The sequence below is a fragment of the Rhizobium sp. BT04 genome (assembly GCF_030053135.1).
GTDB classification, from domain to species: domain Bacteria; phylum Pseudomonadota; class Alphaproteobacteria; order Rhizobiales; family Rhizobiaceae; genus Rhizobium; species Rhizobium binxianense.
Genome location: NZ_CP125652.1, coordinates 3,833,161 through 3,855,848, shown reverse-complemented (window position 1 = coordinate 3,855,848; position 22,688 = coordinate 3,833,161). Strand labels below are relative to the sequence as shown.

22 protein-coding genes, 1 tRNA gene and 1 pseudogene are annotated in these 22,688 nt (G+C 57.8%); 5 read left to right on the top strand and 19 right to left on the bottom strand.

Translation table 11 applies throughout. From position 1 onward, the window contains the following. Window positions 1-63: 63 nt before the first annotated feature. Entirely contained in the window at window positions 64-1,056 is a 993-nt protein-coding gene (locus tag QMO82_RS27060; RefSeq protein WP_183605790.1) for an MBL fold metallo-hydrolase, read from the bottom strand. A 232-nt stretch (window positions 1,057-1,288) separates the two neighbouring features. Here QMO82_RS27060 and QMO82_RS27055 point away from each other — a divergent pair, with 232 nt between their 5' ends. Next, window positions 1,289-2,713, top strand: a complete 1,425-nt coding sequence (locus QMO82_RS27055) for a DHA2 family efflux MFS transporter permease subunit (RefSeq protein WP_183605789.1) — start codon at window positions 1,289-1,291, stop codon at window positions 2,711-2,713. A 61-nt stretch (window positions 2,714-2,774) separates the two neighbouring features. On the opposite strand, the gene QMO82_RS27050 is transcribed toward QMO82_RS27055, so the two are convergent. The 3 genes from QMO82_RS27050 to QMO82_RS27040 all read right to left on the bottom strand — a co-directional run bounded on the left by QMO82_RS27050 (window position 2,775) and on the right by QMO82_RS27040 (window position 5,604). Next, the gene (locus QMO82_RS27050; RefSeq protein WP_183606638.1) at window positions 2,775-3,158 is read right to left on the bottom strand and encodes a VOC family protein; all 384 of its coding nucleotides are present in this window, start codon (window positions 3,156-3,158) and stop codon (window positions 2,775-2,777) included. Window positions 3,159-3,313: 155 nt separating this feature from the next. Beyond that, window positions 3,314-4,033: an RlmE family RNA methyltransferase gene (locus QMO82_RS27045; protein ID WP_183605788.1), complete on the bottom strand. Its 720-nt coding sequence runs from the start codon at window positions 4,031-4,033 to the stop codon at window positions 3,314-3,316. A gap of 8 nt (window positions 4,034-4,041) precedes the next feature. Then, on the bottom strand, window positions 4,042-5,604 hold the full coding sequence (locus QMO82_RS27040; protein ID WP_183605787.1) for a Ppx/GppA phosphatase family protein: 1,563 nt from the start codon (window positions 5,602-5,604) through the stop codon (window positions 4,042-4,044). 242 nt (window positions 5,605-5,846) lie between these two features. Between QMO82_RS27040 and QMO82_RS27035 the strand changes: the two genes are divergently transcribed. The 3 genes and pseudogenes from QMO82_RS27035 to QMO82_RS27025 all read left to right on the top strand — a co-directional run bounded on the left by QMO82_RS27035 (window position 5,847) and on the right by QMO82_RS27025 (window position 6,724). Then, a tRNA-Gln gene (locus tag QMO82_RS27035) sits at window positions 5,847-5,920 on the top strand. 202 nt (window positions 5,921-6,122) lie between these two features. Continuing rightward, a pseudogene (locus tag QMO82_RS27030) lies at window positions 6,123-6,367 on the top strand (type II toxin-antitoxin system RelE/ParE family toxin). Between the two features lie 9 nt (window positions 6,368-6,376). Beyond that, window positions 6,377-6,724, top strand: coding sequence for a helix-turn-helix domain-containing protein (locus QMO82_RS27025; RefSeq protein WP_183605786.1), 348 nt, complete (start codon window positions 6,377-6,379; stop codon window positions 6,722-6,724). Window positions 6,725-6,847: 123 nt separating this feature from the next. Here QMO82_RS27025 and QMO82_RS27020 read toward each other — a convergent pair whose 3' ends face one another. The 3 genes from QMO82_RS27020 to gmd form a co-directional block, all read right to left on the bottom strand. Next, the gene (locus QMO82_RS27020; RefSeq protein WP_183605785.1) at window positions 6,848-7,870 is read right to left on the bottom strand and encodes a bifunctional 2-polyprenyl-6-hydroxyphenol methylase/3-demethylubiquinol 3-O-methyltransferase UbiG; all 1,023 of its coding nucleotides are present in this window, start codon (window positions 7,868-7,870) and stop codon (window positions 6,848-6,850) included. A 228-nt stretch (window positions 7,871-8,098) separates the two neighbouring features. Further along, window positions 8,099-9,049 carry a GDP-L-fucose synthase gene (locus QMO82_RS27015; protein WP_183605784.1) on the bottom strand — a complete coding sequence of 317 codons (951 nt, stop codon included), beginning with the start codon at window positions 9,047-9,049 and terminating at the stop codon, window positions 8,099-8,101. Continuing rightward, window positions 9,050-10,111: a GDP-mannose 4,6-dehydratase gene (gene gmd / locus QMO82_RS27010; RefSeq protein ID WP_183605783.1), complete on the bottom strand. Its 1,062-nt coding sequence runs from the start codon at window positions 10,109-10,111 to the stop codon at window positions 9,050-9,052. A 180-nt stretch (window positions 10,112-10,291) separates the two neighbouring features. On the opposite strand from gmd, the gene rfbB reads away from it, so the two are divergent. Then, the gene (gene rfbB, locus QMO82_RS27005; RefSeq protein WP_183605782.1) at window positions 10,292-11,347 is read left to right on the top strand and encodes a dTDP-glucose 4,6-dehydratase; all 1,056 of its coding nucleotides are present in this window, start codon (window positions 10,292-10,294) and stop codon (window positions 11,345-11,347) included. Between the two features lie 36 nt (window positions 11,348-11,383). On the opposite strand, the gene QMO82_RS27000 is transcribed toward rfbB, so the two are convergent. The 12 genes from QMO82_RS27000 to QMO82_RS26945 form a co-directional block, all read right to left on the bottom strand. Further along, a complete protein-coding gene (locus QMO82_RS27000; protein WP_183605781.1) occupies window positions 11,384-12,355 on the bottom strand; it encodes a hypothetical protein in 972 nt (323 codons plus the stop codon). Continuing rightward, window positions 12,352-13,164: a class I SAM-dependent methyltransferase gene (locus QMO82_RS26995; RefSeq protein WP_183605780.1), complete on the bottom strand. Its 813-nt coding sequence runs from the start codon at window positions 13,162-13,164 to the stop codon at window positions 12,352-12,354. Before QMO82_RS26995 ends, QMO82_RS27000 begins: the two co-directional genes overlap by 4 nt. After that, window positions 13,164-13,964, bottom strand: coding sequence for a glycosyltransferase (locus QMO82_RS26990; RefSeq protein WP_246718177.1), 801 nt, complete (start codon window positions 13,962-13,964; stop codon window positions 13,164-13,166). The genes QMO82_RS26995 and QMO82_RS26990 overlap by 1 nt, the downstream gene beginning before the upstream one ends. 313 nt (window positions 13,965-14,277) lie before the next feature. After that, complete coding sequence (locus QMO82_RS26985) at window positions 14,278-15,771, bottom strand: glycosyltransferase (protein ID WP_183605778.1); 1,494 nt, start codon at window positions 15,769-15,771, stop codon at window positions 14,278-14,280. Between the two features lie 2 nt (window positions 15,772-15,773). Further along, entirely contained in the window at window positions 15,774-16,640 is an 867-nt protein-coding gene (locus QMO82_RS26980; RefSeq protein WP_272783183.1) for a TIGR04325 family methyltransferase, read from the bottom strand. A gap of 44 nt (window positions 16,641-16,684) precedes the next feature. Next, on the bottom strand, window positions 16,685-17,551 hold the full coding sequence (locus tag QMO82_RS26975) for a hypothetical protein (RefSeq protein WP_183605776.1): 867 nt from the start codon (window positions 17,549-17,551) through the stop codon (window positions 16,685-16,687). Continuing rightward, complete coding sequence (locus QMO82_RS26970; protein WP_183605775.1) at window positions 17,536-18,168, bottom strand: PIG-L deacetylase family protein; 633 nt, start codon at window positions 18,166-18,168, stop codon at window positions 17,536-17,538. The genes QMO82_RS26975 and QMO82_RS26970 overlap by 16 nt, the downstream gene beginning before the upstream one ends. Continuing rightward, window positions 18,165-18,866, bottom strand: a complete 702-nt coding sequence (locus QMO82_RS26965) for a WbqC family protein (RefSeq protein ID WP_183605774.1) — start codon at window positions 18,864-18,866, stop codon at window positions 18,165-18,167. Before QMO82_RS26965 ends, QMO82_RS26970 begins: the two co-directional genes overlap by 4 nt. Then, window positions 18,863-19,828, bottom strand: coding sequence for a PseG/SpsG family protein (locus tag QMO82_RS26960; RefSeq protein WP_183605773.1), 966 nt, complete (start codon window positions 19,826-19,828; stop codon window positions 18,863-18,865). Before QMO82_RS26960 ends, QMO82_RS26965 begins: the two co-directional genes overlap by 4 nt. Continuing rightward, window positions 19,810-20,487, bottom strand: coding sequence for a glycosyltransferase family protein (locus tag QMO82_RS26955; protein WP_183605772.1), 678 nt, complete (start codon window positions 20,485-20,487; stop codon window positions 19,810-19,812). The genes QMO82_RS26960 and QMO82_RS26955 overlap by 19 nt, the downstream gene beginning before the upstream one ends. After that, the gene (locus tag QMO82_RS26950) at window positions 20,484-21,500 is read right to left on the bottom strand and encodes an N-acetylneuraminate synthase family protein (RefSeq protein WP_183605771.1); all 1,017 of its coding nucleotides are present in this window, start codon (window positions 21,498-21,500) and stop codon (window positions 20,484-20,486) included. Before QMO82_RS26950 ends, QMO82_RS26955 begins: the two co-directional genes overlap by 4 nt. Before the next feature lie 116 nt (window positions 21,501-21,616). Then, complete coding sequence (locus QMO82_RS26945) at window positions 21,617-22,687, bottom strand: radical SAM/SPASM domain-containing protein (protein ID WP_183605770.1); 1,071 nt, start codon at window positions 22,685-22,687, stop codon at window positions 21,617-21,619. Between the last annotated feature and the right edge of the window lies 1 nt (window position 22,688).

Below are 22,688 nucleotides of genomic sequence, written 5' to 3'. Positions count from 1 at the left end.
AGGACCTATCCCTTTGTTTTCACGCGTTCCCGGGAAAGTCGCTGCGCAGAGAGCGGCTCCCTATCAGATGTCGAACTGATAGGTCTTCGGCACGAAGCGATAACCGCCATCCTGCCGCTCGACGAAGCCGACCGCCGGGAACGGCATGTGGTAGCCGAGGAAGGCGATCTTGTCGGTCGCGATCATATCGAAAACCTTGCGGCGGGTGGCCGCCGCCTGCGCCTTGTCCATGTCGAAGCGGACTTCCCAATCCGGGCGCAGCAGCGACAGGATATAATGATTGGCCGTATCGCCGGTGAGAACGAGCCGCTTTCCCTCGGATTCGACGTGGAACACCATATGTCCCGGCGAGTGGCCGGCGGCCAGCATCGCGGTAACGCCGGGGGCGACGCTGTCGCCGTCCTTGATGAAGGCGGTCTTTTCAGCAAGCGGCGTCACATTGGCGAGCACCGCCTTGTGGCCGCCTTCGGCCGGTGTGCCCTCACGCGCCTTGTCCGACCAGAAATCATACTCGGCCTGGCCGACGACATAGCGAGCATTCCTGAAGGCAGGCGCGCCGTTCTCCATCAGGCCGCCGATATGATCGCCGTGCAGATGGGTCAGCGCGACGATGGTGACGTCGTCGGCCGAATATCCAGCCGCTTTCAGGCCTTGGGCAAGCTTGCCGCTGCCCCTTGCGCGGCCGCCCTCGCCGAAGCCGGTATCGACGAGAATGACATCCGAGCCGGTATCGACAAGGGCCGGCGTATAGCCGTTCAACAGCTTGTCGGCGGGCAGGAAGTTTGCGGTCAGCAATGCCCTGACGGCGTCCGAATCCTGATTGGTGCCGTAGGTTTCATAGGGCTTTTCGGAGACATTGGTGCCGTCGCGGACGGCCGTAAACTTATAGGAACCGAGTTTGAACTGATTGATTTCGGGCAAAGGCGTTGCATCCATATTTCTGCTTTCTCCAGTGGCGGCCGCTTCGGCCTTCTCTCTCAAAATTGCCGGCGCCGCCAGCAGGCTGAGCCCTGCTGCAAAAAACGTGCGCCGCTTCAGTCGCGTCGAAACTGCCATATATCCCTTCTCCCCCGCCTTGCGGTGTGTCGCCGCACGCCTCGATGACGTTTCCCGCCGGATTTCTTGCCCCGGCAGAGTAAACATATGTCAATTTTGATAGGCGATCTTGTCGGACAAGCCGTCTCACGCAGACGTGAAGCAAACATGTCATCGAAGCGGATTTGAGCATTGGCAGGCTCCTGAAGTGGGACTAAACAGCACGGGCCTTCCCCCATCAAGGCTCCCGCCTATGAACCGCATCGTCCCGCTGATCCTCGCCGTCGCCCTCTTCATGGAACAGATGGATTCGACCGTCATTGCAACGGCGCTGCCGGCGATCGCCAGAGATCTCAATGTCGGGCCGATCACGCTGAAGCTGGCGCTGACCTCCTACATGGTGGCGCTGGCGGTGTTCATTCCGGTCAGCGGCTGGATGGCCGACAGGTTCGGCGCCAAGAAGATCTTCCGGCTTGCCATCTCGGTCTTCGTGATCGGCTCTATCTTCTGCGCCGCCTCGTCCAATCTCGTCGAATTCGTGTTTGCCCGCTTCCTGCAGGGCATGGGCGGCGCGATGATGACGCCGGTCGGCCGCCTGGTGCTGGTGCGCACAACGAAGCGCAGCGATCTGGTTTCGGCCATGGCGCTGCTCACCATTCCCGCCCTTGTCGGTCCGCTCACCGGTCCGCCGCTCGGCGGCTTCATCACCACCTATTTCAGCTGGCACTGGATCTTCCTGATCAACGTGCCGGTCGGCATTATCGGTATCTGGCTGGCGACGATCTTCCTGCCGGAGGTCGAGGCGACGGCGCCGCCGAAGCTCGATTTCACCGGTTTCGTGCTGACCTCGCTTTCAGCCGCCGGCGTCGTCTTCGGCCTGTCGGTGGTCAGCCTGCCGGCCCTGCCGCCTGCCATCGGCGTCACCGCCACCGTGATCGGCCTGGCCTGCGGCTTCCTTTACGTGCGGCATGCGAAGCGCCACCCGGCGCCGATCCTCAACCTCAACCTGTTCAAGAACCCGACCTTCCGGGCCTCCACCTTCGGCGGCACGCTGTTCCGTATCTGCATCGGCGCCATGCCGTTCCTGACGCCGCTGATGCTGCAGCTCGGCTTCGGGCTGACGCCGTTCCAATCCGGCCTCATCACCTTTGCCGGGGCGATCGGGGCGATCACCACCAAGTTCATGGCAAAGCGCGTCTTCGCCGCCGCCGGCTTCCGCACGACGCTGCTCGGCGCCGCCATGATGACGACGCTGGTGACCGTTATCACCGGCCTGTTCACGCCGGCGACGCCGCATCTCGTCATCATCGGCGTGCTACTGCTCGGCGGCTTCTCCCGCTCCTTCATGTTCACCGGCGTCAATGCGCTTGCCTTTGCCGATATCGATGATGCGGAAGCCAGCCAGGCGACATCGATGAGCTCGGTGATGCAGCAGATCAGCCTGGCGCTCGGCGTTGCGGTCGCCGCCGCGATCCTGGAAAGCTCGATCTATATCAGGGGCGAAGCGCTTGATGTCGTCGACTTCCACCTTGCCTTCTACATCATCGCCGGACTGACCGTCATTGCGACCATTCCCTTCATCAGGATGGACCGCAATGCCGGTGCGCTCGTTTCCGGCCACCGGCCGAGACGCGTGACGACCTCGACTGTTGAAGCAGAGCAGCCGGTGGTGAAATAGGCCGCTGCACAATGGCAGCTTAGTGCTGCAGCGGCCTTTGCGCGTCAGAGAGACCTGTCATCTATTCAGGGTTTTCACAGACGGCGCAGAGCTTGTTGCCGTCGAGATCGCGCACATAGGCGGCATAGAAATGAGCATGGTATGGGCGCAGGCCCGGTCCGCCTTCATCCACGCCGCCTGCCGCCATTGCCGCCGCATGGAAGGCATCGACATCCGCCCGGCTTGCAGCCGCAAAGGCGACCATGGCGCCATTGCCCGATGTCGCCCTGCGGCGATTGAAGGGGGTCACCACCCAGAAGCGGCAGCGCACATCGCCCTCGGCGGAATAGCCGATTTCCTCCTCCGAATAGTGCTGGCGGCGATAACCGAGCACCGGCAGAACGGCATCGTAAAAATGCCCCGCGTGATAAAGATCGTTGGTTCCGAGCGTGACGTAGAGAAGCATGGGATCAACTCTGATCAGCATCGCCGCGTGTCTCTCCAGACGCGCTAAGGACGCTGTGGCGTTTTCATTTGCTCGACAACCTTATCCTTAAATCGATCCCGATTTAAGGCGGTCATGCAAGAGACCGCCATCCCCCGTCAGCACCGGCCGGAAGATCAAGCTTGCTCAGCTTCACCTTCGGCCTTGCGGCCCTTGAAACCCTTGGCGAGCAGGAACATCTCGACCGATTCGGCGCGTGACGAATTCGGCTTGACATGAACAACCTGACGGAAATTCTGCTTCAGCATGGCGAGCAGCTCACGCTCGGTGCCCCCCTGGAAGGTCTTGGTGAGGAAATGTCCGCCCTCGCCCAGCACCTCGACGGCGAAATGCGCCGCGACTTCGCAGAGATGCATGGTGCGCAGATGATCGGTGCGGTGGTGGCCGGTGGTCGGTGCCGCCATGTCCGAGATGACAAGATCGGGCGCGCCGCCGACCGCTTCCAGCAGCTTTTCCGGCGCGCTGGGATCGAGGAAATCGAGTTGCAGAATCTTGACGCCCGGCAGCTGGGTCATTTCGAGGAAATCGATCGCGGCCACGCGGATATCCTCATCCGTCGAGCCGGTGACCTTGGCGGCGATCTGCGACCAGCTGCCGGGTGCCGCACCGAGATCGATGATGCGCCTGGCGCCGCGCAGGATATGGTATTTCTCGTCGATTTCCAGCAGCTTGAAGGCGGCGCGGGCGCGATAACCTTCAAGCTGGGCGCGCTGCACATAGGGATCGTTGATGTGGCGCTGCAGCCATTGGCGCGACGAGGCCTTCATCTTCTTGTTCTTGACGCGCTGGCCGAGCTTGCGGCCGGTGCGGTTTCCCGCGATCGGTGCCTTGGTCATGCCTTCCCCTATCTAGCCCGTTGGCCGCGGCGGTTGCGGTTGCGCCGCCACACGCCGTCATCGGCCATCATGTCTGTGAGCAGGCCTTCCCTCAAGCCGCGATCGGCAACGCGCATCCGCGGGCTCGGCCAGCGGCGGCGGATCGCCTCGAGAATGGCGCAGCCGGCCAGCACCAGATCGGCCCTGTCAGGCCCAATGCAGGGATTGGCCGCGCGGCTTTCGAAATCCCAGGAGAGAAGTTTTGCCTGCATGGCGGAGACCTCGTCGTCGGACAGCCAGATGCCGTCGACCCTGCGCCGGTCATAACGCGGCAGGTCGAGATGCACGCCGGCAAGCGTCGTCACCGTCCCCGACGTCCCGATCAGATGGAAGTCGCCGGTCTGGGCGATCTCGATCTCGGGGCAGTCGAAACTGACGAGCATGCCCTCGACCTCGCGCACCATGCCCTCAAAGACTTCCGGCGTGACGTCACGCCCGCCGTGACGCTCCGACAGCGTCACGACGCCGACCGGCAGCGAGGTCCAGTGGGTGATGTGATTGGCAAGCCGGCTGAAGCGATTGTCGCCAATGCGGATGACGGCAATCTCCGACGAACCGCCGCCGATATCGAAGAGCACGACCGAGCGCGTCTCGCGCCCGACCAGCGAAGAGCAGCCGGAGACGGCAAGCCGCGCCTCGGTCTCGCGATCGATGATCTCCAACTCGAGCCCGGTTTCGGCAACCACCCGGCTGAGGAATTCTTCGCCGTTGACGGCCTGACGGCAGGCTTCGGTGGCGATCAGCCGCATGCGGCGGATCTCACGGTTCCTGAGCTTGGAGGCGCAGATCCGCAGCGCCTCGATCGCCCGCTCCATCGCCTCGTCGGACAGGCGGCCGCTTGCCGCAAGGCCTTCGCCGAGGCGCACGATGCGGGAAAAGGCGTCCACGACGCGGAACTGACCGGGGCGGGTCGGCTGGGCAATGAGCAGGCGGCAATTGTTGGTGCCGAGGTCGAGAGCGGCGTAGAGTTCTTCCGGCCATGTATAGTCACCGGCCTGGCGATCCCCCTGAAAACCGGGATTGCTATGGCTATCCTGGCGGCCCTTGCGGCTGGCGGCTGCGCCGTTTGGCGTTTCGCGCGGAACGGCTGTACGCGCCGTCTCTTCCGCGCGGCTTTCCTGCTGCGGCGGGGAAGGCTTTGCCGCCGTCAGCGGCCGGCCCTGGAGACCGCGCTTGCCACGATTTTTGCGCCGGTTGCGCCGGCTCGGCAGAGGCTCACCTTCAGACCGCGCGGGGTTGCCCGCCGCTTGCGTCTGCTCCATCGCATGGGGATGAGGTGAACCGCCTTGCGCAGCACCATGACCGCCACGACGGCGACGCTTGCGCTTGCGGGCCGGATTGCCGGCTGCATCTTCCATCGGGCGCGCAGGCTGTCCGGCACCGCCGGAGGGCTCATGCGAAGCGGGATGAGCCGCGTTGCGGGATTGCCCGCCACGCTTGCCCTTACGGCGCCTGGACTTCTTGCCGTCCTTGCGCCCTGCCGCCGACGCCCCGTCAAATTGCGGCTTTGCGCCGCCTTCGGGGTCTTCCACGTTGTTTTTCCACCGCGCCGCGCAAGTCCTGAGGTATGCAGCAGGCGCTCATTCGATTTTTGCGTTGCCGCAAGAATATCAGCGCCCGCCGAAATCGCCAAATTCTTTTTTGGACGGGGATTCGGGGATGGTTTTTCGTCTTCCGCCCAGCCTCGAATTTTTTCAAAACGGGTATTTGCAATCCGCCCGCTTTTGGTTATAAGCGCCGCACAGCAGCCAAGCCCTGCTTCGGCGGCAACTGCTGGGGAATAGTTCAATGGTAGAACGACGGACTCTGACTCCGTTAATCTTGGTTCGAGTCCAGGTTCCCCAGCCAATCAATTTCCCCCTCATTAGATCAGGACATTTCGTGTCAGTTGGGAATTTCTGTTCTCGCTTCGAGCTTCCTGATCGCGCTTTCGGCCAGAGCCAAGTCTCGATTCAGGTAGTTTGAGTCCAAGGACCGAGCGGAATTCGCAAATATCGCCATAAGCAATATTGCCATTGCGCCAGAATTCGCCAATAGCTATATTCCCCTTATGAAAAAGATCGCCTACAGCAAGGCTGCCGCGAAGGCACTCCGCAAGATGCAGCCGAAGCGCGCGGCCGCGATCGTCGCCAAGGTCGAAGCCTTCGCCAACAGCGAGCCGGTTGATCTCAAGAAACTGCAAGGCAGCGAATTTTTTCGCATTCGCGTCGGACAGGATCGAGTCATCATCGACGATCAGACCATGCAGGTCATCGTCATCAAACCGGCCCGCGTGGCGACATCTATAACGAATAGGAGACCATCATGGGTGAAATTCAGACACTGACCATCGACGGCAAGGGCTATGTCCTGCTCTCCGAAGAAGACTACCGCGACCTTGTCGACCTCAGCGAGGCGCGCGCCGCGAAGGCGCGCATCGATGCCGGCGAAGAGACCTGGCCGGAAGACGTCGTCAAGGCGCTGATTTCAGGCGAAGATCCTGTCCGCGTGTTCCGCAAGCATCGCGGCATAAGCGTCAAGGAGCTGGCCGAAAAGGCCGGGCTCTCACAGCCCTATCTTTCGGAAATCGAGACCGGAAAGAAGGAAGGCTCCCTGGACGCATTGAAGGCGATCGCTCGGATTCTGGACGTCGACCTCGACGATCTGGTTTGATGCAGGATGCGCATCTGCATCTAGCACCAGAACGGTTCGGAAGAATTTTTTGGGTCGTATCCTGGCGGGTCGCGATACGTCGGTGCTGGCGAGCCTATTCAAGATGCGACGACTGTCGACCGGCTATTCAAAGAGAATGAGGCTTGCCGGCGTTGGAGGCATCGGTTTGACCGTGACACCGGCAAGGCCGACCAGTCTCGCCATCTCAGTCAGCTCACTTTGCGTGTAAGCTTGGCCCGCCGGCGTGCTGGCGAGCATCTCCCAGGAGAAGGCCGCGGGAAAAGGCGGCGACACGCCATCTTCGTTCGGCACGAAATCGACCGCGACGATCCGACCATCCCCTGCAAGGCTGGCGATGATCCTTCGTAACAGCTCAGCACATGTCGGCGCATCGAAGTGGTGCAGAAAATTCGGCAGCAGGACGAGATCGTAACCCGTCCCCCACTCCACATCGAAGGCACTGCCGGCGATCGTCCGGTATCGGTCGGCCACGCCGGCTTTTACCGCATTCTGCCTCGACAGCTCCAACACGGCGGCCCAATCGACGGCGACGATCTCCGCCGATGGAAAGGCCTTGGCGATTTCGATCCCGAAAACACCCGGACCTGCAGCGATGTCCAAGACCTTTTTGGGAGGCCTCGGCCAGCCGGAGATTTCGCCGGCCAGTATCTTGGCGCTGAGCCCGGTAAAGGAGCCCATGCCGCGCGCAAACTTCAACCAGACGGGATTGTCTGGCGACATGTTGGCAAGCCCGGACGAACCGCCGTTTCGCACGATGGCGGCCGGATCGCGCAGAAAATTATCGATTATTTCGGGTGCTGCGACGAACTCGACGGCAGAGCCCATATAGGCCGGCGAATTGCGATCGAGGAACATTCTGGTCGAGGGCGTCATTCGGTACTGTCCGCTCTCCTTTGTCAGGAAACCATGGACCACCAGGTAGTCGCACAGGATGCGCACCCCACGCTCCGAGGCGCTTGTCGCCGACGCCAGCAATGCTGCCGTTTTGCCCTCGCCGATGTGCGTAAAGAGATCAAGCTCGATGGCCGCCCTGATCGCTGCCGTCTTTCGGCATGCAAACAGCGCGTCGACCACGAGTTCGGGCGACACGACGCCGACACCGGCGTCCTCGACGATTGTTTCCATGGGATCCCCCAGAGCCCTCGACCGATCTTGCCTGGCAGCGCCGGCGGCAGAAATTATGCGTATATCCGCATATTCCACAATACTCACCGCACTAAGCCTATCGGGCTCCCCGTCTCAATGGCCGAGCCGTCCTGCCCCATAGGATCACGAGGCAATCGGAGGCTGGCGACACCCTGTGTCGCGATTGCGGGAAAAGAAAAATGCCGGAGGGTCCGCAGCGACTTGGTATCAGACCGCTGAATCGGATCTGTTTTCGAACTCCAGAAACCAGGCGTAGGTGGCGCGGATGCCATCCTCAAGCGAAATGCGCGGTTTCCAGCCCATGTCCTGCAGCTTCTGATTGCTCATCAGTTTGCGCGGCGTGCCATCGGGCTTGGAAAGGTCATGAATGATGTCACCCTCGTAACCGATGACGCGGCACACCAAACGGGTCAATTCGATAATTTCGAGATCCGTACCCGAGCCGACATTGACGTGCTGCGCGCCCGAATAGGTTTTGAGGAGAAACACCAACGCGTCGGCGCAGTCGTCGACATGAAGAAACTCTCGGCGCGGGGTCCCCGTGCCCCAGACCACCATATGCGGGTCTTTGCGAAGTTTCGCAGCATGCGCCTTGCGGATGAGCGCAGGCAGCACATGGCTGGAATTCAGGTCGAAATTATCGCCCGGGCCATATAAATTGGTCGGCATGGCCGAAATATAATCCCGACCATATTGCTTGCGATAGGCTTCCGCCAGTTTGATACCGGCGATCTTGGCAATCGCATACCATTCGTTGGTCGGCTCAAGCGCACCGGTCAGCAGAGACTCTTCGGGAATCGGCTGTGGAGCGAGCTTGGGATAGATGCAGCTTGACCCCAGGAAGAGCAGCCGGTTCACTCCCGCCCGGTGGGCGGCTTCGAAGAGGTTCGCTTCGATAATCAGATTGTCATAGATAAACTCTGCCGGATAACTGTCATTCGCGAGGATGCCGCCAACCTTGGCAGCAGCGAGAATGATCGCGTCAGGTCGAGTTGCTTCGACAAATTTCTCAACCTCCTCCTGCCGCGTCAAATCGACCTCACGGCGCGTGGCCGTGATAACGTTGCAATCTTCCGATTGAAGCCGGCGCGCGAGAGCACTGCCGACCATCCCGCGATGACCGGCAACCCAGATCTTCTTGTTGGATAAGTCGTACACTCAAATCTCTTTCCGGCTGTTTAGAGCCTTCCAGTGCTTGACGTCCTCCCGCACCATCTCAGCGGCGAGTTCGCGAACCGGCGTCTTGTGATGCCAGCCGAGTTTCTGACGTGCCTTGGTTGGATCGCCAAGCAGAAGGTCGACTTCCGTCGGGCGGAAATAGCGAGGATCGATTTCCACAAGGCACGCACCTGAGGCGACGTCATAGCCTTTTTCGGCAACGCCGGATCCCTTCCATTCCAAAGTGATGCCGACGTCGGCAAAGGCCCACTCGACAAACTGGCGGACACTGGTCGTCTCACCCGTCGCCAGTACGTAGTCATCCGGCTTGTCCTGTTGCAGCATGCGCCACATGCCCTCGACATATTCACGCGCGTGGCCCCAGTCACGCTTGGCGTCAAGGTTGCCGAGGAAGAGCTTGTCCTGAAGGCCGAGGCTGATGGCAGCCACCGCCATCGTGATCTTGCGCGTGACGAAGGTCTCGCCACGAAGCGGGCTTTCATGGTTGAACAGAATGCCGTTCGACGCATGCATGCCGTAAGCCTCGCGATAATTCACGACGATCCAGTAGGCATAGAGCTTGGCTGCGGCATAGGGAGAACGCGGGTAAAAGGGCGTCTTCTCGTTCTGCGGCACTTCCTGCACCAGACCGTAGAGTTCCGAGGTCGATGCCTGGTAGAACCGGGTCTTTCCCTCGAGCCCCAGGATACGAATGGCTTCGAGCAGCCTCAACGTGCCGACACCATCGGCATCCGCCGTATATTCAGGCGTTTCGAAGCTGACACCGACATGGCTTTGGGCGGCGAGATTGTAGATTTCATCGGGCTGCGTCTGCTGGACGATGCGCAGCAGGTTGGTCGAGTCGATCATATCGCCATAGTGGAGAATGAAGCGAGGATGTGCCTCATGCGGATCCTGATAGATATGTTCGATGCGGCCGGTATTAAATGACGAAGACCGCCGCTTGATACCGTGCACCGTATAGCCCTTGCTCAGAAGCAATTCGGCCAAATAGGCACCATCCTGACCAGTCACCCCAGTGATAAGCGCGGTTTTCGTCATTTTTTACGTCGTCTTTCGATGCAATCTTCGGGACGTGTTTATGGAAACGACCGAACTAGCGCAACCCCCATGTAACCGAGCCAGGCAACCGAAATGGGCATTGCGGATCTCTGCGGTTGACGTGGGACTGGCACAATGAGACTAGAGTCTTCCATTTATCAGATGTCCAAGGGGAAAAACATGATCTTGGTGACGGGAGGCGCCGGCTTTATCGGTGCGAATTTCGTGCTCGACTGGCTTGCGCTTCATGATGAGCCGGTCGTCAACCTCGATGCGCTCACCTATGCCGGCAATCTTGGAAATCTCACCTCTATCTGGAACAACCCGCGCCATCTCTTCGTCAAAGGCAGCATCGCGGACTACGACTTGGTTGAAGGGCTGCTTCGCGCGCATCATCCCCGCGCAATCCTCAATTTCGCTGCCGAAAGTCATGTCGATCGATCGATCCATGGGCCTGAAGAATTCATCCAGACGAATATCGTCGGGACTTTTCGCCTGTTGGAAGCCGTCCGCGGATTTCTCGCCCTGCAGAATGCAGCCTTCCAAGAGAGCTTTCGTTTTCTCCACGTGTCGACGGACGAGGTCTACGGTTCACTTGCGCCCGCGGAAGCCGCCTTCAGCGAACATCGCAAATACGAACCAAACAGCCCATATTCCGCGAGCAAGGCGGCGAGCGATCATCTGGTTCGCGCCTATCATCACACCTACGGCTTACCGGTTCTGACGACGAACTGTTCGAACAATTACGGTCCCTATCATTTTCCAGAGAAGCTTATTCCCCTGGTCATTCACAATGCGCTCGCGGATAAACAGATTCCGATCTACGGGGACGGAATGCAAGTTCGCGACTGGCTTTTCGTCAAGGACCATTGCAGCGCGATCCGGCGCGTTCTGGAAAGCGGAAAGGTCGGGGAAACCTATAATGTCGGCGGCAGGAACGAGCTGACCAACCTGTCGGTGGTCAATACGCTCTGCGAGATCCTCGACGAACTGAGGCCCCTGCCACACGGAGCAAGCTACAAGTCACAGATCACTTTCGTGCGCGACCGCCCCGGCCATGATCGCCGTTACGCCATCGATGCGGCCAAAATCGAGCGGGAACTGAACTGGCATCCGAGCGAGACGTTCGATACGGGCATTCGCAAGACTGTCGAGTGGTATCTCGCCAACGAAGCATGGGTCGAGAACGTCACAAGCGGCAGCTACCGCCAATGGGTCGATCGTCAGTACCAATAACGGGTCGGAAGTAGGCTCCTTCCCGCGTGCGTGCCGTCAATATCTGATGAAATGGTGCAGGAAGCGTTTGACTGACAGAGGCACATAGCGCTGCACCCATCTGCGCGCCAGAACCATAAAAAAGGGGCGAAGGCCATCGGAAAAGCCTGGAGAAATCGTTCTGATCACCTTCAGGGCTCGCATCAGAGCGCGCTCGTAAACCTTATAGACAGCGGTCGGCTCCTCGCAAACGGCGGTGTAGAAAGCTGACAGCCGATCGAACATTCCATTGGTCAGCAACTGGAACTGGTGAAAGTGATAAAAGATCAGAGGCGAACCTTCAACCTCGATCCTGCCTGAAGCATCCTGCGAAAAATGCAGCTTTTCGTAATTCCAGGGAGCAATCCCAGCTCCCGGATGCTCGATAATATGGCAATTCGGATAGAGAGCCGGCCATTCGTCCAAATACTTCTGGTCGCCCATCTTGCCGTCTTCCAGGCGATAATAGCACCATTCGATGCACTGCTCGCGCCAGCGCGCAAGGCAGCGCATTCCCTCTTCATCGCGCCGGAAGCTCACCCATTCCACACAGAAGCGGCCGTTAATTTCCCTATCCTGCAGCCGCGGGGCAAATCGATGCTCAATAATGGCGATGGAATTATCGCCGATTTCGTCGAGGATTGGTTGGATCGACGAATAGAACAGCAGATCGGAATCGAGATAGGTGATGAAATCGATTTCCGGATGGTGCTCCAGCACGAAACTCGGCAGACACGGAGACAGGGTCCAGCAATATTCGGCAACGCCACGCGATTTCTTGGTTTCCAGGAGTTCCGGGGTCTCCAGATCGGCAAGCGCAATGCAGGTGATGTAGGACCTTTTGGAGGCGGTCAATATTTCCTGCGTCTTTTCGTCCATGCAAAGCACAAAAACATGCGCGTCGGGACACCACTGGACGAGGCTTTCCATCATGGCCATCCCTTTGATGAGATAGCCGCTGTCGAAAAGGGTACAAAAGTAATTCGTCATGATCGGGATTGTTTCCTGCACAAATAGGTGCGGCCTGCATTGCCCTTGCTGCTGTCGTGTGGATCGGCGTTCTCGCTCAGCGTGAAGGTCGCCTGGACTTCCAGCCCATGAACTCGAAACATATCCAATAGCTGCGGCTCGGAAAAATGGATCTCTATGGTCTCGATGCCATAGGCTTGCTTGCGGAAATACTTCGTCGGCTCGCCGTAGACAACAGGCGTACGGTGAAAAAGCACGTATTCCTTGGCAACGCGGGCGCTCTCGGCGATCGCCGCTTCATAATTGGGAATATGCAGCAGGCAACATCCGGAGACCACAATATCGAAAGCGCCATCCCGATAGCTCAGCCGCGTTGCATCCTCCACGTCGAACGACAGCTTCGGATAGATGCTGCGCGCCATATCGATGAAAGCATCGGAGTAATCGCAGCCGCGATACCGCAACGGCAGGCGACTCACTTCCAAGACCTCGGAGTAATATCCGCTGGAGCAACCGATTTCGAGCAGCGAGCCATCGGCCGGGAGATTGTCGATCTTACGCAGCGCAGCGGTAAAAACATCGAATACGTCAATGGAAGCGCCGCTGCGATATTCCTTCAGCTGGCGCTCGACGAGGGCTCTCTGACGGGCGGGCAGATCACTCGCTTTCCAGGATGCGGCAAGGCGCGAGCTTTCGCTGTCACGCCGCGCTGAATCAATCTCGACATAGTGGGAGGATACCGATGTCGCCGGCAACAGCCGTTCACGCAATCGCTTTAACCGGCTCTTCACCCCCGGAAAGCGATTGAGACTCGCGCGCAGAAACGACATCAGCCCTGTTTCTCCAGATATCGTTCGAGGATCGGCACCAATTCTTCCATTCTCGACTTGTAAGTGTGGTCCTTCAGCGTCCTTGCCTGGCCGGCCTTTGCGATAGCATCGGCTTCGTCGGGGTGGTCTATATAATAGCGGACGAGTTCTGTCGCTTCCTCAGGACTGGAATAGGCGACCACCTCCCTGCCGACGTCGAAAATTTCGCCGAGATTGTCTTTCCTGTCGGTTATCAGCAGCGATCCGACACCGGTCGCCTCATAAAGCCGCATGTTATTGGCATTGTTTTCGGCAACATTGATGTGCCGGTTGATAGTGATCCGGCTGCGAGCCAGCGCGCGATACATATCCGGGCCCCAGACTTCGCCATTGTGACGTTTGCGAATCGGCGAAGAACGCGGGAGCGTCTTCGCGCCGTAGCCGAAAAACTGTATCGGCGTGGTATCGGCAAGATGTTCGAGCAAGGGGACGGCCTTGCCGTGATGGCGGCTTATGCCGCCGACGAAGCTCACCGGCACATCGCGTGGGACATTGCCGAGGATATCGAGCACCCGGGTATCGAAGCCGATCCTGAAATATTCGGACTTTATCCCCATCTCGTGAAAACGAGGCACGAAATGGGGGAAAGACGTCAGAATAAGATCATAGGGCCGCAGAAACCCATCCGGCGGCAGGGGACAAGCGATCTGCCCGACAATCAGAGGCACGGTCTTTTTCAACTCCGCCAAGGCATGCGGCGGAAAGAAGCTGAGATCCTGACAGTAGAGCACATCCGGCTTGAATGTTCGAACCCGGGCCATCGCGACCTCCAGCAAGCCGGGGAGCGCCGCCAGGCGTGCGCCGATATAAGGCAGCCTGAAAAATCGATGCGGCAATTTCATTGCCCAAGCGCTGAATGGTTCGTTGTTTTCTTGCGCCCAGGCCGACTGAAGCGGGACACAATTGCCGATAATATCGATGACGTCGCAGCCAAGCTCCGTGAGGTGGCGCGAATAGAAATCAGACGTGCCGAACGCAGCAGCCAACAACGCTTTCGTCTGTTCTGGCGAGGCCGATTTTCGCAGCTGTGGCCGCTGCGCATAGAATTGGCTCAGAAAACGTGCGTAATATGTGTCAAATATTGCTATTTTCATGTTCACCGTCTGGTTGGCTACCAGGACGTTCCTGGGATGTTGTATAGACACTACCTACAACCTTTGCCGGGTTCCCGGCAATTATCGCCCCTGCGGGGAAATTTCCCCGGACGACCGCACCCGCAGCGACAATGCTATCACGTCCTATTTCTGTGCCACGCAGGATGAGGGCATTGGTACCAATGAACACATTGTCGCCAATGTGCACTGGTGCTGTCTTTATATCCGCCTCGACATCCGAATGACGGCGCCCTTCCGGACGTATTGGATGAAAGTCCGTGTCGAAAATCGTTACATTGGCTCCCATCAGCACTTCCGCGCCGATCGAAATCCGTACAGCCGAGACGATGGTTGCACCACTGATCCCACTGTCTGCGCCAATGCTGATCTTCGATCCGGCGCGAATGGTCGCTATCTTCACCGGATGATTGAGAGCTAGCGCTGTAAATCGTGAATCAGAACATAGGACAACGCGATCATCGAGGTGAATCTCACTGTCAGGATGCCGTTGCAACAGAGGGGCGCCATAGAGCACAACATCACGGCCAACGCTTACTCCGTGACGTCTCAGTTCGCGAAGCCGCCTTGCACGCACAAAGGAAAAGGCAAATTTTTTAAACCTGGATGTCATGCTTCCTAAAAGGACACGAGCGCAGAAGAAATAGGCCATGCGGAAAGGTGCGGTCAATCTCTGCACCGGTGAACCGACAAGCGAATAGAAGATCAGGCGTTGAAACACATTGTGGGGAGAGCGCCTGCCAAACAGTCGTTTTTTCCATGAAAGCCTGGAGACGTCGTTTCCATATACTGGAGGCGAATAGATGATTGCTTTTGTGCTGACGATCAGAGGCACTCCAGCGCGGGCGAAGCGCATGGCGATTTCATAATCGGCCATGTAGTGCGGCAGAAGGCGTGGTCGCGCACCGCCATATTTCCGAAACAACAGGGCTGGATAGAGAGTACCGCGACCGCTCAATGCATCTACGCGGTATTGGCTGTCCGGCGACCGTTGTTGCGCTTTGCTTAATTCCGAAAGGAGATCCCAAATCGCGAACCTGTTGATGTTGATCCGAGGTCCTATACTGACAATAGGTGGGTCTTTCTCCTCTTCATGGATAACGCTTCCGACGGCGGCTTCGCCATTCGCCTTGGAAGTTTGCACCAGGGTTTCAACATAATTCCCGTCGAACCATGTGTCATTGTTCAGAAGTAGGATATAATCTTCAGCCTGACAGGACGGAAGGACGTGTTTCAGTCCTTCCGCGATGGCCCCCCCCCACCAAAGATTGCCGTCGCCTCGGATTTCGACCACATCGCCCTGCGCCTGCAGGTATTCTGCCGTTCCATCGGTCGAACCGTCGTTGACAACGACAATTGTCAACGCGTCGACGAGAGTTTGTCTCCTGAGAGCCTCCAACACCTTCCGAGTGTCTTCCAGACGATTGAAGACAGGGATAATGACGTTAACGCGCATCGTTAAATTTCCCGCCTCTCAAGAAACCAGCCAGAATAAGACCATTCGTATTGTCCCTGAGCTGGCGTAACGCCAATGCCCCAACGCTTTAATTCCTGCAAGGGTGGCGGTGTTGCTATTCCGAATGTCCCGGCGGGCTGAAAACTATCCAGCACCTCGTAGCCATGCCTCGCGAAGTGATCCTGCAATTCATTCGCGTTCAAGAACCATACCGGGTAGCTCGCGCGATAGATGCGTTCCGGCACATGCTGCACAAAAGGGACTTCGGCGACATCGAACTGCGCGCTTGTTCTGTCAACAAGGATGAACTTGACGCCTTTCGAAAGAAGGCTCTCAAGATACTCGTGAGGATATTCAAGATACTGGAGCACACCAGAGAGCAGAACGATGTGGGGATTCACAAGCTCGATTGCCTCTTCGAGGCTTTGAGAAAAGCTCAGGACCCCGTCTTCAAATTCTGTTCGCCCTGCGTCTGCAAAATGAGGCTGCTCGACTACGCACCATTTCAATTCCGCGAGATGAACCAGTTTCGAACGGTGTTGGAAATAGGAACTTCCCAACGCGCCCCCGAAATCGACCACCCTCAAACGACGATCGGATCTGGATGCAACATAGAGAAGCCAGGCAAGCAGCGGATGCGAGTAGCGTCTTTCCTTGAAGATGACAGTATCCCGCTCATATGAGGCACGGCCCTGAACGACCGCGCGCGTCGCTTCCACGGCTTTTGCAAGAATAACCGGCGCATCATAGCCGGCTGAATCTGCCATTGCCGAACGCCAATCATCGTAAGGTCCGTCGAAAACGATGTTGTGCCGCCGGAATTCGGTCCGGATCTCCCGTTCGCGCGCTTGCGGCGATTCCCGCGTCACCTCAAGCAAACAGTGGATTCCCGGGAGCGAAAAATTAAGCCGCCTCATTCTTCAAACCAAGCCTGGAAAGGCCGTCGCTCAAATTCGTCCAGCGCCCCACCGGGGGTGGAATTGAAGATGCCGATATCATTCGCTCTCGCGATATTTGCGATGGCTCGATATTGGCGCCACAGCCGCGCCGCCTGCTGAAAGTCGTCGTGACGGCTCATTGTCGGGCTGCCGTCCGCATTTACGGTGAAATCTTTTCCTTTTTGCACCTTGAGTTCGAACGCGTATTCGTAACTTGTTGACAGGAAACGATCGTGGTCGACGCCGAGCAGGATGATCTCCTTGAAACCGAGATACATCGCTATCATCAAGGCCATCACCGGCACCGAATCGACACGGGGCACCGGTTTGGAGATATCGACGATTTCCACGGATGGTCTTTCGTCGAAGCTTTCGCCCAGCACGAGATACCGGACCGTTCGCCCTGAAAACAGATTGTGTTTTCGAACCAGCTCGGCTTCTGTGGAACTGAGAAACAGTTCCGCGCCGCCCAAGTGCGAATGCATCTCTTTAAACCAGTCGATCACATCCTCCGATGTCATCGTTACGTAGGTAATTTGCGGAACACAATGATAACGAGACTGGAACTTGTCGAAATCGGAGTGCAGGTAACCATTGGAAACGGTTATAACGGTTTCGCCCTGAAGTCGCGACAGATCCAAGCCCTTGACGCTTGGGCCATTGCCTAAAATGAAACAGCGCCGCCCCGCGTGCAGACCAGCAAGCTGTCTATTTTCTGCCAGCGAACTCGCGACATCAGCAGAGAATTTGTGACGATTTTTAAGCCTGCGCTTCAGCTCATGCACACCATAGGGGAGCAGCATGGAGCCAAAGGTCAAAATCTTCCTCAAAGCTGCAGCCACTTTACCACCTCGAAAACCTCCGCGTATTTTACACCGATGCGCTGGCCGGCGTTCTCGGCTTCATTGCGGAAGAAGCTCACCCATTTCCGCCCGGTGCGCTCCATCTCGGATTCATGGGCAAGGATCGCCTTTTCCTTCTGGTTCCAATGGGAGGTGATGTCGACGTAGAAATTCCCCCTGAAATCGACCGTCGAATGATACCAGTTGCTGCGATACATCAGCAGGCGCGGCACGTGGCGGCAGCTATGCAGCGATGCGCGCGACAAGGCCAGATGGTCATGATGGATGTCGCCGACCCAGTGGGTGTAAACCATATCGATCTTCAGATCCTGCACGAGCTTGAGGATCTCGATATTCAGCGGATCGACGAATTCGATCTGGAGCGTTTTGAACTCGCCGCAAAACATTTTCTGGACGCCAAGGATTTCCATCGCAGCATCCGCCTCGGCTCTGGCGACCTGGCTGCTGCGGACGGACTGGTCATATTGGTTGGAAAAGCCGGATACGGTCGCGACATAGACATACACAGTGTCGCCGTTTGCAGCGTGACGCGCCAGTGCACCGCCACAGCCCAGTTCCACGTCGTCAAAATGGGCACCGATCGCGAGAATATTCATTTGCAACTCCAGAGCAGGTCACGCGTGCCTGCAATACCACAATTCAGCAGTGTGTCGAGGATGCTGAGATAGGGCATGAACTCACCGAAGGGCTGTGGATAAACCGGATGGACGAAATGCTGCCATTCGATCTCGATCCCGGCTGTCTCGAACACCTCGGGCCGCATGTAGTCGCGCGCGCCCAGACCCGAGAGATAACGCGTCGCTCCCACTTTGCGCAGCAGTTCGACAAGCAATTCGTTCTTATGCCCTTCGGGGTTTAACGTGCTCGACCGCACCGTTGGCATCGTGATTTCAAGCATATCCAGGATGCCCTCCAGGAAATGCATGTTAAAATCGACCAACAGGTCAAACCGCTTGCTGTAGAGGGCCTCCACGTGGGGAAAGACCTCGCTCCAACCGGCAGACTTGCGATAATTTTCGCGAAGCAAGGAAAGGTTTTGGTCTATCCAGCCGGTGCCGGGCGCCAGTTCCACCTCGTTGATCGGGGTGCCGAGCCTCGGCTTTCTAATTCCGACGGTGAGCCACCGATCGCCCTGTGCCGTCTTTATTTTGTCACGGTGCGTCCAGCTTTTGCTCGTACCATGAACGAACTGCACGTGATCCAGAACGATATAGAGGTTGGCGTTCAGGAAGCGCTGAAAAAAGCCGAGATATGAAGCAAAATCAGGCTGATGAATAACCGCGGTGATGGTCATGCTGCCAGCCTTTCCAGCAAATCGGCGACACGCCCGACTCCGCCAAGATCAACCTTGGTCATAGCGATCTCGCTCATAGACCTGATGGGAATTGCCTTTTCTAGGATACCGAGGTCGAATGCCGAGTGATGCCCGGCAAAAAACGCCGCTCCCAGCTTCTCGAGCGCACGCCCGACGGGGATTTCAAAAGGCTCGTTGGCAATCACCACGCAGGGCAGCCCAGCCGCGCAGGCCTCGAACGGGGTAATGCCGCCACCGGTAATGGCCAGATCATGTCGATGCATCTCCGCAGCCAGCGACGGCACCTGGTTCAGCAACCGGAACCGGCCCGGCGAAGCGGCCGAGACGACCTCTTCAAGCTCCGCCACGTGCTGAAAGCTCGGACCTGTAACGATGGTGACGGGCAAGGTCTTGCTGCTCAGCCATTTGGCGACGCGGACCGTCACGCCGTAAGTATCGGCGCCGCCGAGCGTGACAATTATCGATGCAAGCTTTTCCCGAACTCGGCGATACCCAGCGATCTCGGGATTGAGTATCATGTACTCCGGCCCCAGCCGCACATCCCTGCCCTTCAGACCTTCAGTGTTATCGAACAGCAGAGCGCAGATATTCATGTCGGCAAGTTCCGCGCCATCACCACGATCATCGAAGGTAACAAGCTTGGCGTCCAGGCGCTTGATCGTCTCGCTGTGGGACCGCTGCGTATTGAGGCGGTCGTTGATCCAGATCGGAGACGGAGCATTTGCTTCGAGGAAATCCTTCTCCCAACCCGTCACGGCGACGAGATCGTAAAGCCCCACGTCAAAGCCGCGCTCCCGGATGATTCTCAATGAATTCGGATGATCGTTCGCCAAAAAACGGATCGGATGACCGCGTGAACGCAATTCGGTGGCGAGCGTCAGCGATCGAAACAGATGACCCATGCCGCGTGCATGCGAACTTTCTATGCAGAAGACGAACATAGGCTGATCGCTTCTTCCGTCCCGAGCCAATTCTCACCCGCCTGCGCTGCGAGCGCACGGGCGCGGCTCCAATCTTCCTCAGTATCCACCGTCAGGCGCAGCTCCGGAGAGATTTTGGCCAGGGGCACATCGAGCTGACCGATCTTGAACAGTTCGGGGCAATCGGTGAAGTATTCATTCACGTGTTCGCGATGGTGCGGCAGCTTTCCCTCGCGGTGGCTGCGGGATAGAGCTTCGAAGGTAAATATCTCGGCGCCGACGCCAACAGGCAACTGGCCAAAGGCATGCGTGTAGTCGAACCCCTGCTTCTGGTGCAGATCGATCAACCTCTCAAGCTCCTCGATGTCAGTGAAGGGATTATCTGCCGTCAACCGCACGATATCCGACATCCCGAGCGATCTCGCGCACTGAAAATAACGATCGAGAACATCGGTTTCGTTGCCGCGAAAGCAGCTGACGCCGTGCTCAAGGCACCAGGCTTCGATAATATCGTTCTCACTGGTGGACGATGTCGCAACGACAACCTTTGCCGGGCGCTTCAACAACTGAAGCCTGCCAAGGACATGTCCGAGAAGGGGCTTTCCCGAAATGTCACGGAGCACTTTTCCCGGCAGCCGCGTCGATCCCATCCGCGCCTGGATAATGATCCCAAGCGTCACGCCAGATCGCTCCACTGGAGGACCGCGTCGCCGTCCAGATCCTTGATCAGTCGCCGCCCGGCAAGAGTTTCGAGATGTTTAGGTTCGATTCCCGTCCCCGGCCGTTTGACCGAGATGTCGCCTGCGGAGATCACATGACCGGCTTTGAGCGGTCGACTGACAACGATGCTTTTGCGGTTGTTCAACCTGGTCGTCGCCTCGCTTGCCGCTGGTTCCTTGCGACCACTGCCTTTCATAACCTCGAACGCACGTATCGCATCCACAAGCCATTTCATTTCTGCTGGATCGGCCGAGAGCATGTGGTCGGGACCGTCGGCGGCTTTATCGTAGGTGAAATGCCGCTCTATAACCCGTGCGCCCATCGCGGCAGCACAAAGGCTGGCAACCGGCGTCAACGTATGGTCGGAATAGCCAACGTCGAGATCCGGAAACGCCTCCATCATCGTTTGCATTGCACGCAGGTTCACATTTTCCGGATGCGTCGGATAGCTTGTGATGGCGTGCAGCAGAATGAGCTTCTGATTGCCTGCCTCCTTGATTGCGGCAACGGATTCCCGAACTTCGTCGAGCGTCGACATCCCCGTCGACAGGATTATCGGCTTGCCCGTTTTTGCCAGATAGCGGAGAAAGGGAATGTTGACCGCATCGTCCGAGCCCACCTTGTGGGCACCAACCCCGCACTTCTCCAGCAGATCGACATCCGTTTCGTGTGAGGGCGACGAAAACCAGTCCAGCCCGTGTTCCTCGGCATAGCGGAAAACCGCTTGGTGAAGCTCGTGACCGATTTCATATTTACGGAAAAGCTCGAATTGCGAGGTAACGCCGGTGTTTTCCATATCGAACATGGCGTTGCGGCTCGACAGGGTCTCTGCGCGATAAGTCTGGAGCTTGACAGCATCCACGCCGGACGCCTTTGCCTCGTCGATCAGCCGTCTTGCCTGATCAAAAGTCGTAAAATTCCCGCCGATTTCGGCGATAATATAACACCGGTCAGCTCGGTAGTTCCGGAACATCTGCTACTCCCGCAATTCACTATACAGCCGGCGTTCCAATAGCGGTAGCACAGCTCAGTCCAGCTCTGTGCCATGTCATCCCGCACACGACCGGTATACAACTCCCGGCTGCTTCTCTATTTTCCGATTTCCTGAGCCCGATCCACGTAATTTCGGACAATCACTTTCCGGCCGCAGATTTCGGTCGGCTCATCATCCGTCAGGCGAGGCAGGTAGCATCGGCGGCATACTTCGCTTTTCAAGAAGCCCTGCGGTTCTTTGTGCAAGGCGCGGACTGCATTCATTTTTTCGCCGTGCCAAATCTGGTGTACCGTCTCCATCGTCGCGTCACCAATGACTTCGCGATTTTCCTCGTCGTTCGAGCACTTCATCACAAGCCCGTCGGCGCCGATAACGAGGCGCTGGTATTGCTGAGGGCAGGTAAAGTTATCCAGATATTGAACGTCAGAATCGTTTCCGAGATAATCAATCAGCGGATTGAAGGCGACAAGATCCACATGAGGCGCAAAGGTTTCATAGTAGAGATCCGGATTTTCCCGGATTGCCGGCCAGATGCCCTGGACCTTGATGACGGGACGATGGAGACCGCGCTCGTCCTTGTACTTCTTGATGTCCTTGATCTTGTCGAGCAGGGCCTGGAACTTGATCGGCTTGCGGATCTTCTCATAGGTCTCACCCGTGCCGTCGATCGAAACGGTGATCCAGTCGATGCCGGCATCGACGAGCTGGGCGAAATAGTCTCTGTTGAGTTTGAAGCCGTGCGTGAGGGTCGAGACTTCCTTGATCCCATGGTCCTTGGCATAGCGCACACAGTCGGCGAAGCGCTTGTGCAGCGTCGCCTCGCCGCGCAGCGACAGACGGATCGCAGGAACCTTGCCACCGATCTCATCGATGATGCGGCAATAGAGGTCCCAGTCCATCCGGGTCGTGTTGACGCTCTTCTTGAACTCGTCGCTGATCGTATAGCACATAGGGCAACGCAGATTGCAGATCGACGCCAGCTCGAGATCGACCAGCAGCGGGTAGTCTGAAACATGCTGGTTCAAGGCATATTCCGACCACTTGCGACGGTAATCCGCGTATTCGGCTTCCCACCCTTCGCCACGGAATCTGTCGAACGCGGCTTCGCGCTCGTCCGTGTCCATCGAGTAGTTGCCCTTGTTGATCGGAACGTAACGTTCGTTCAAT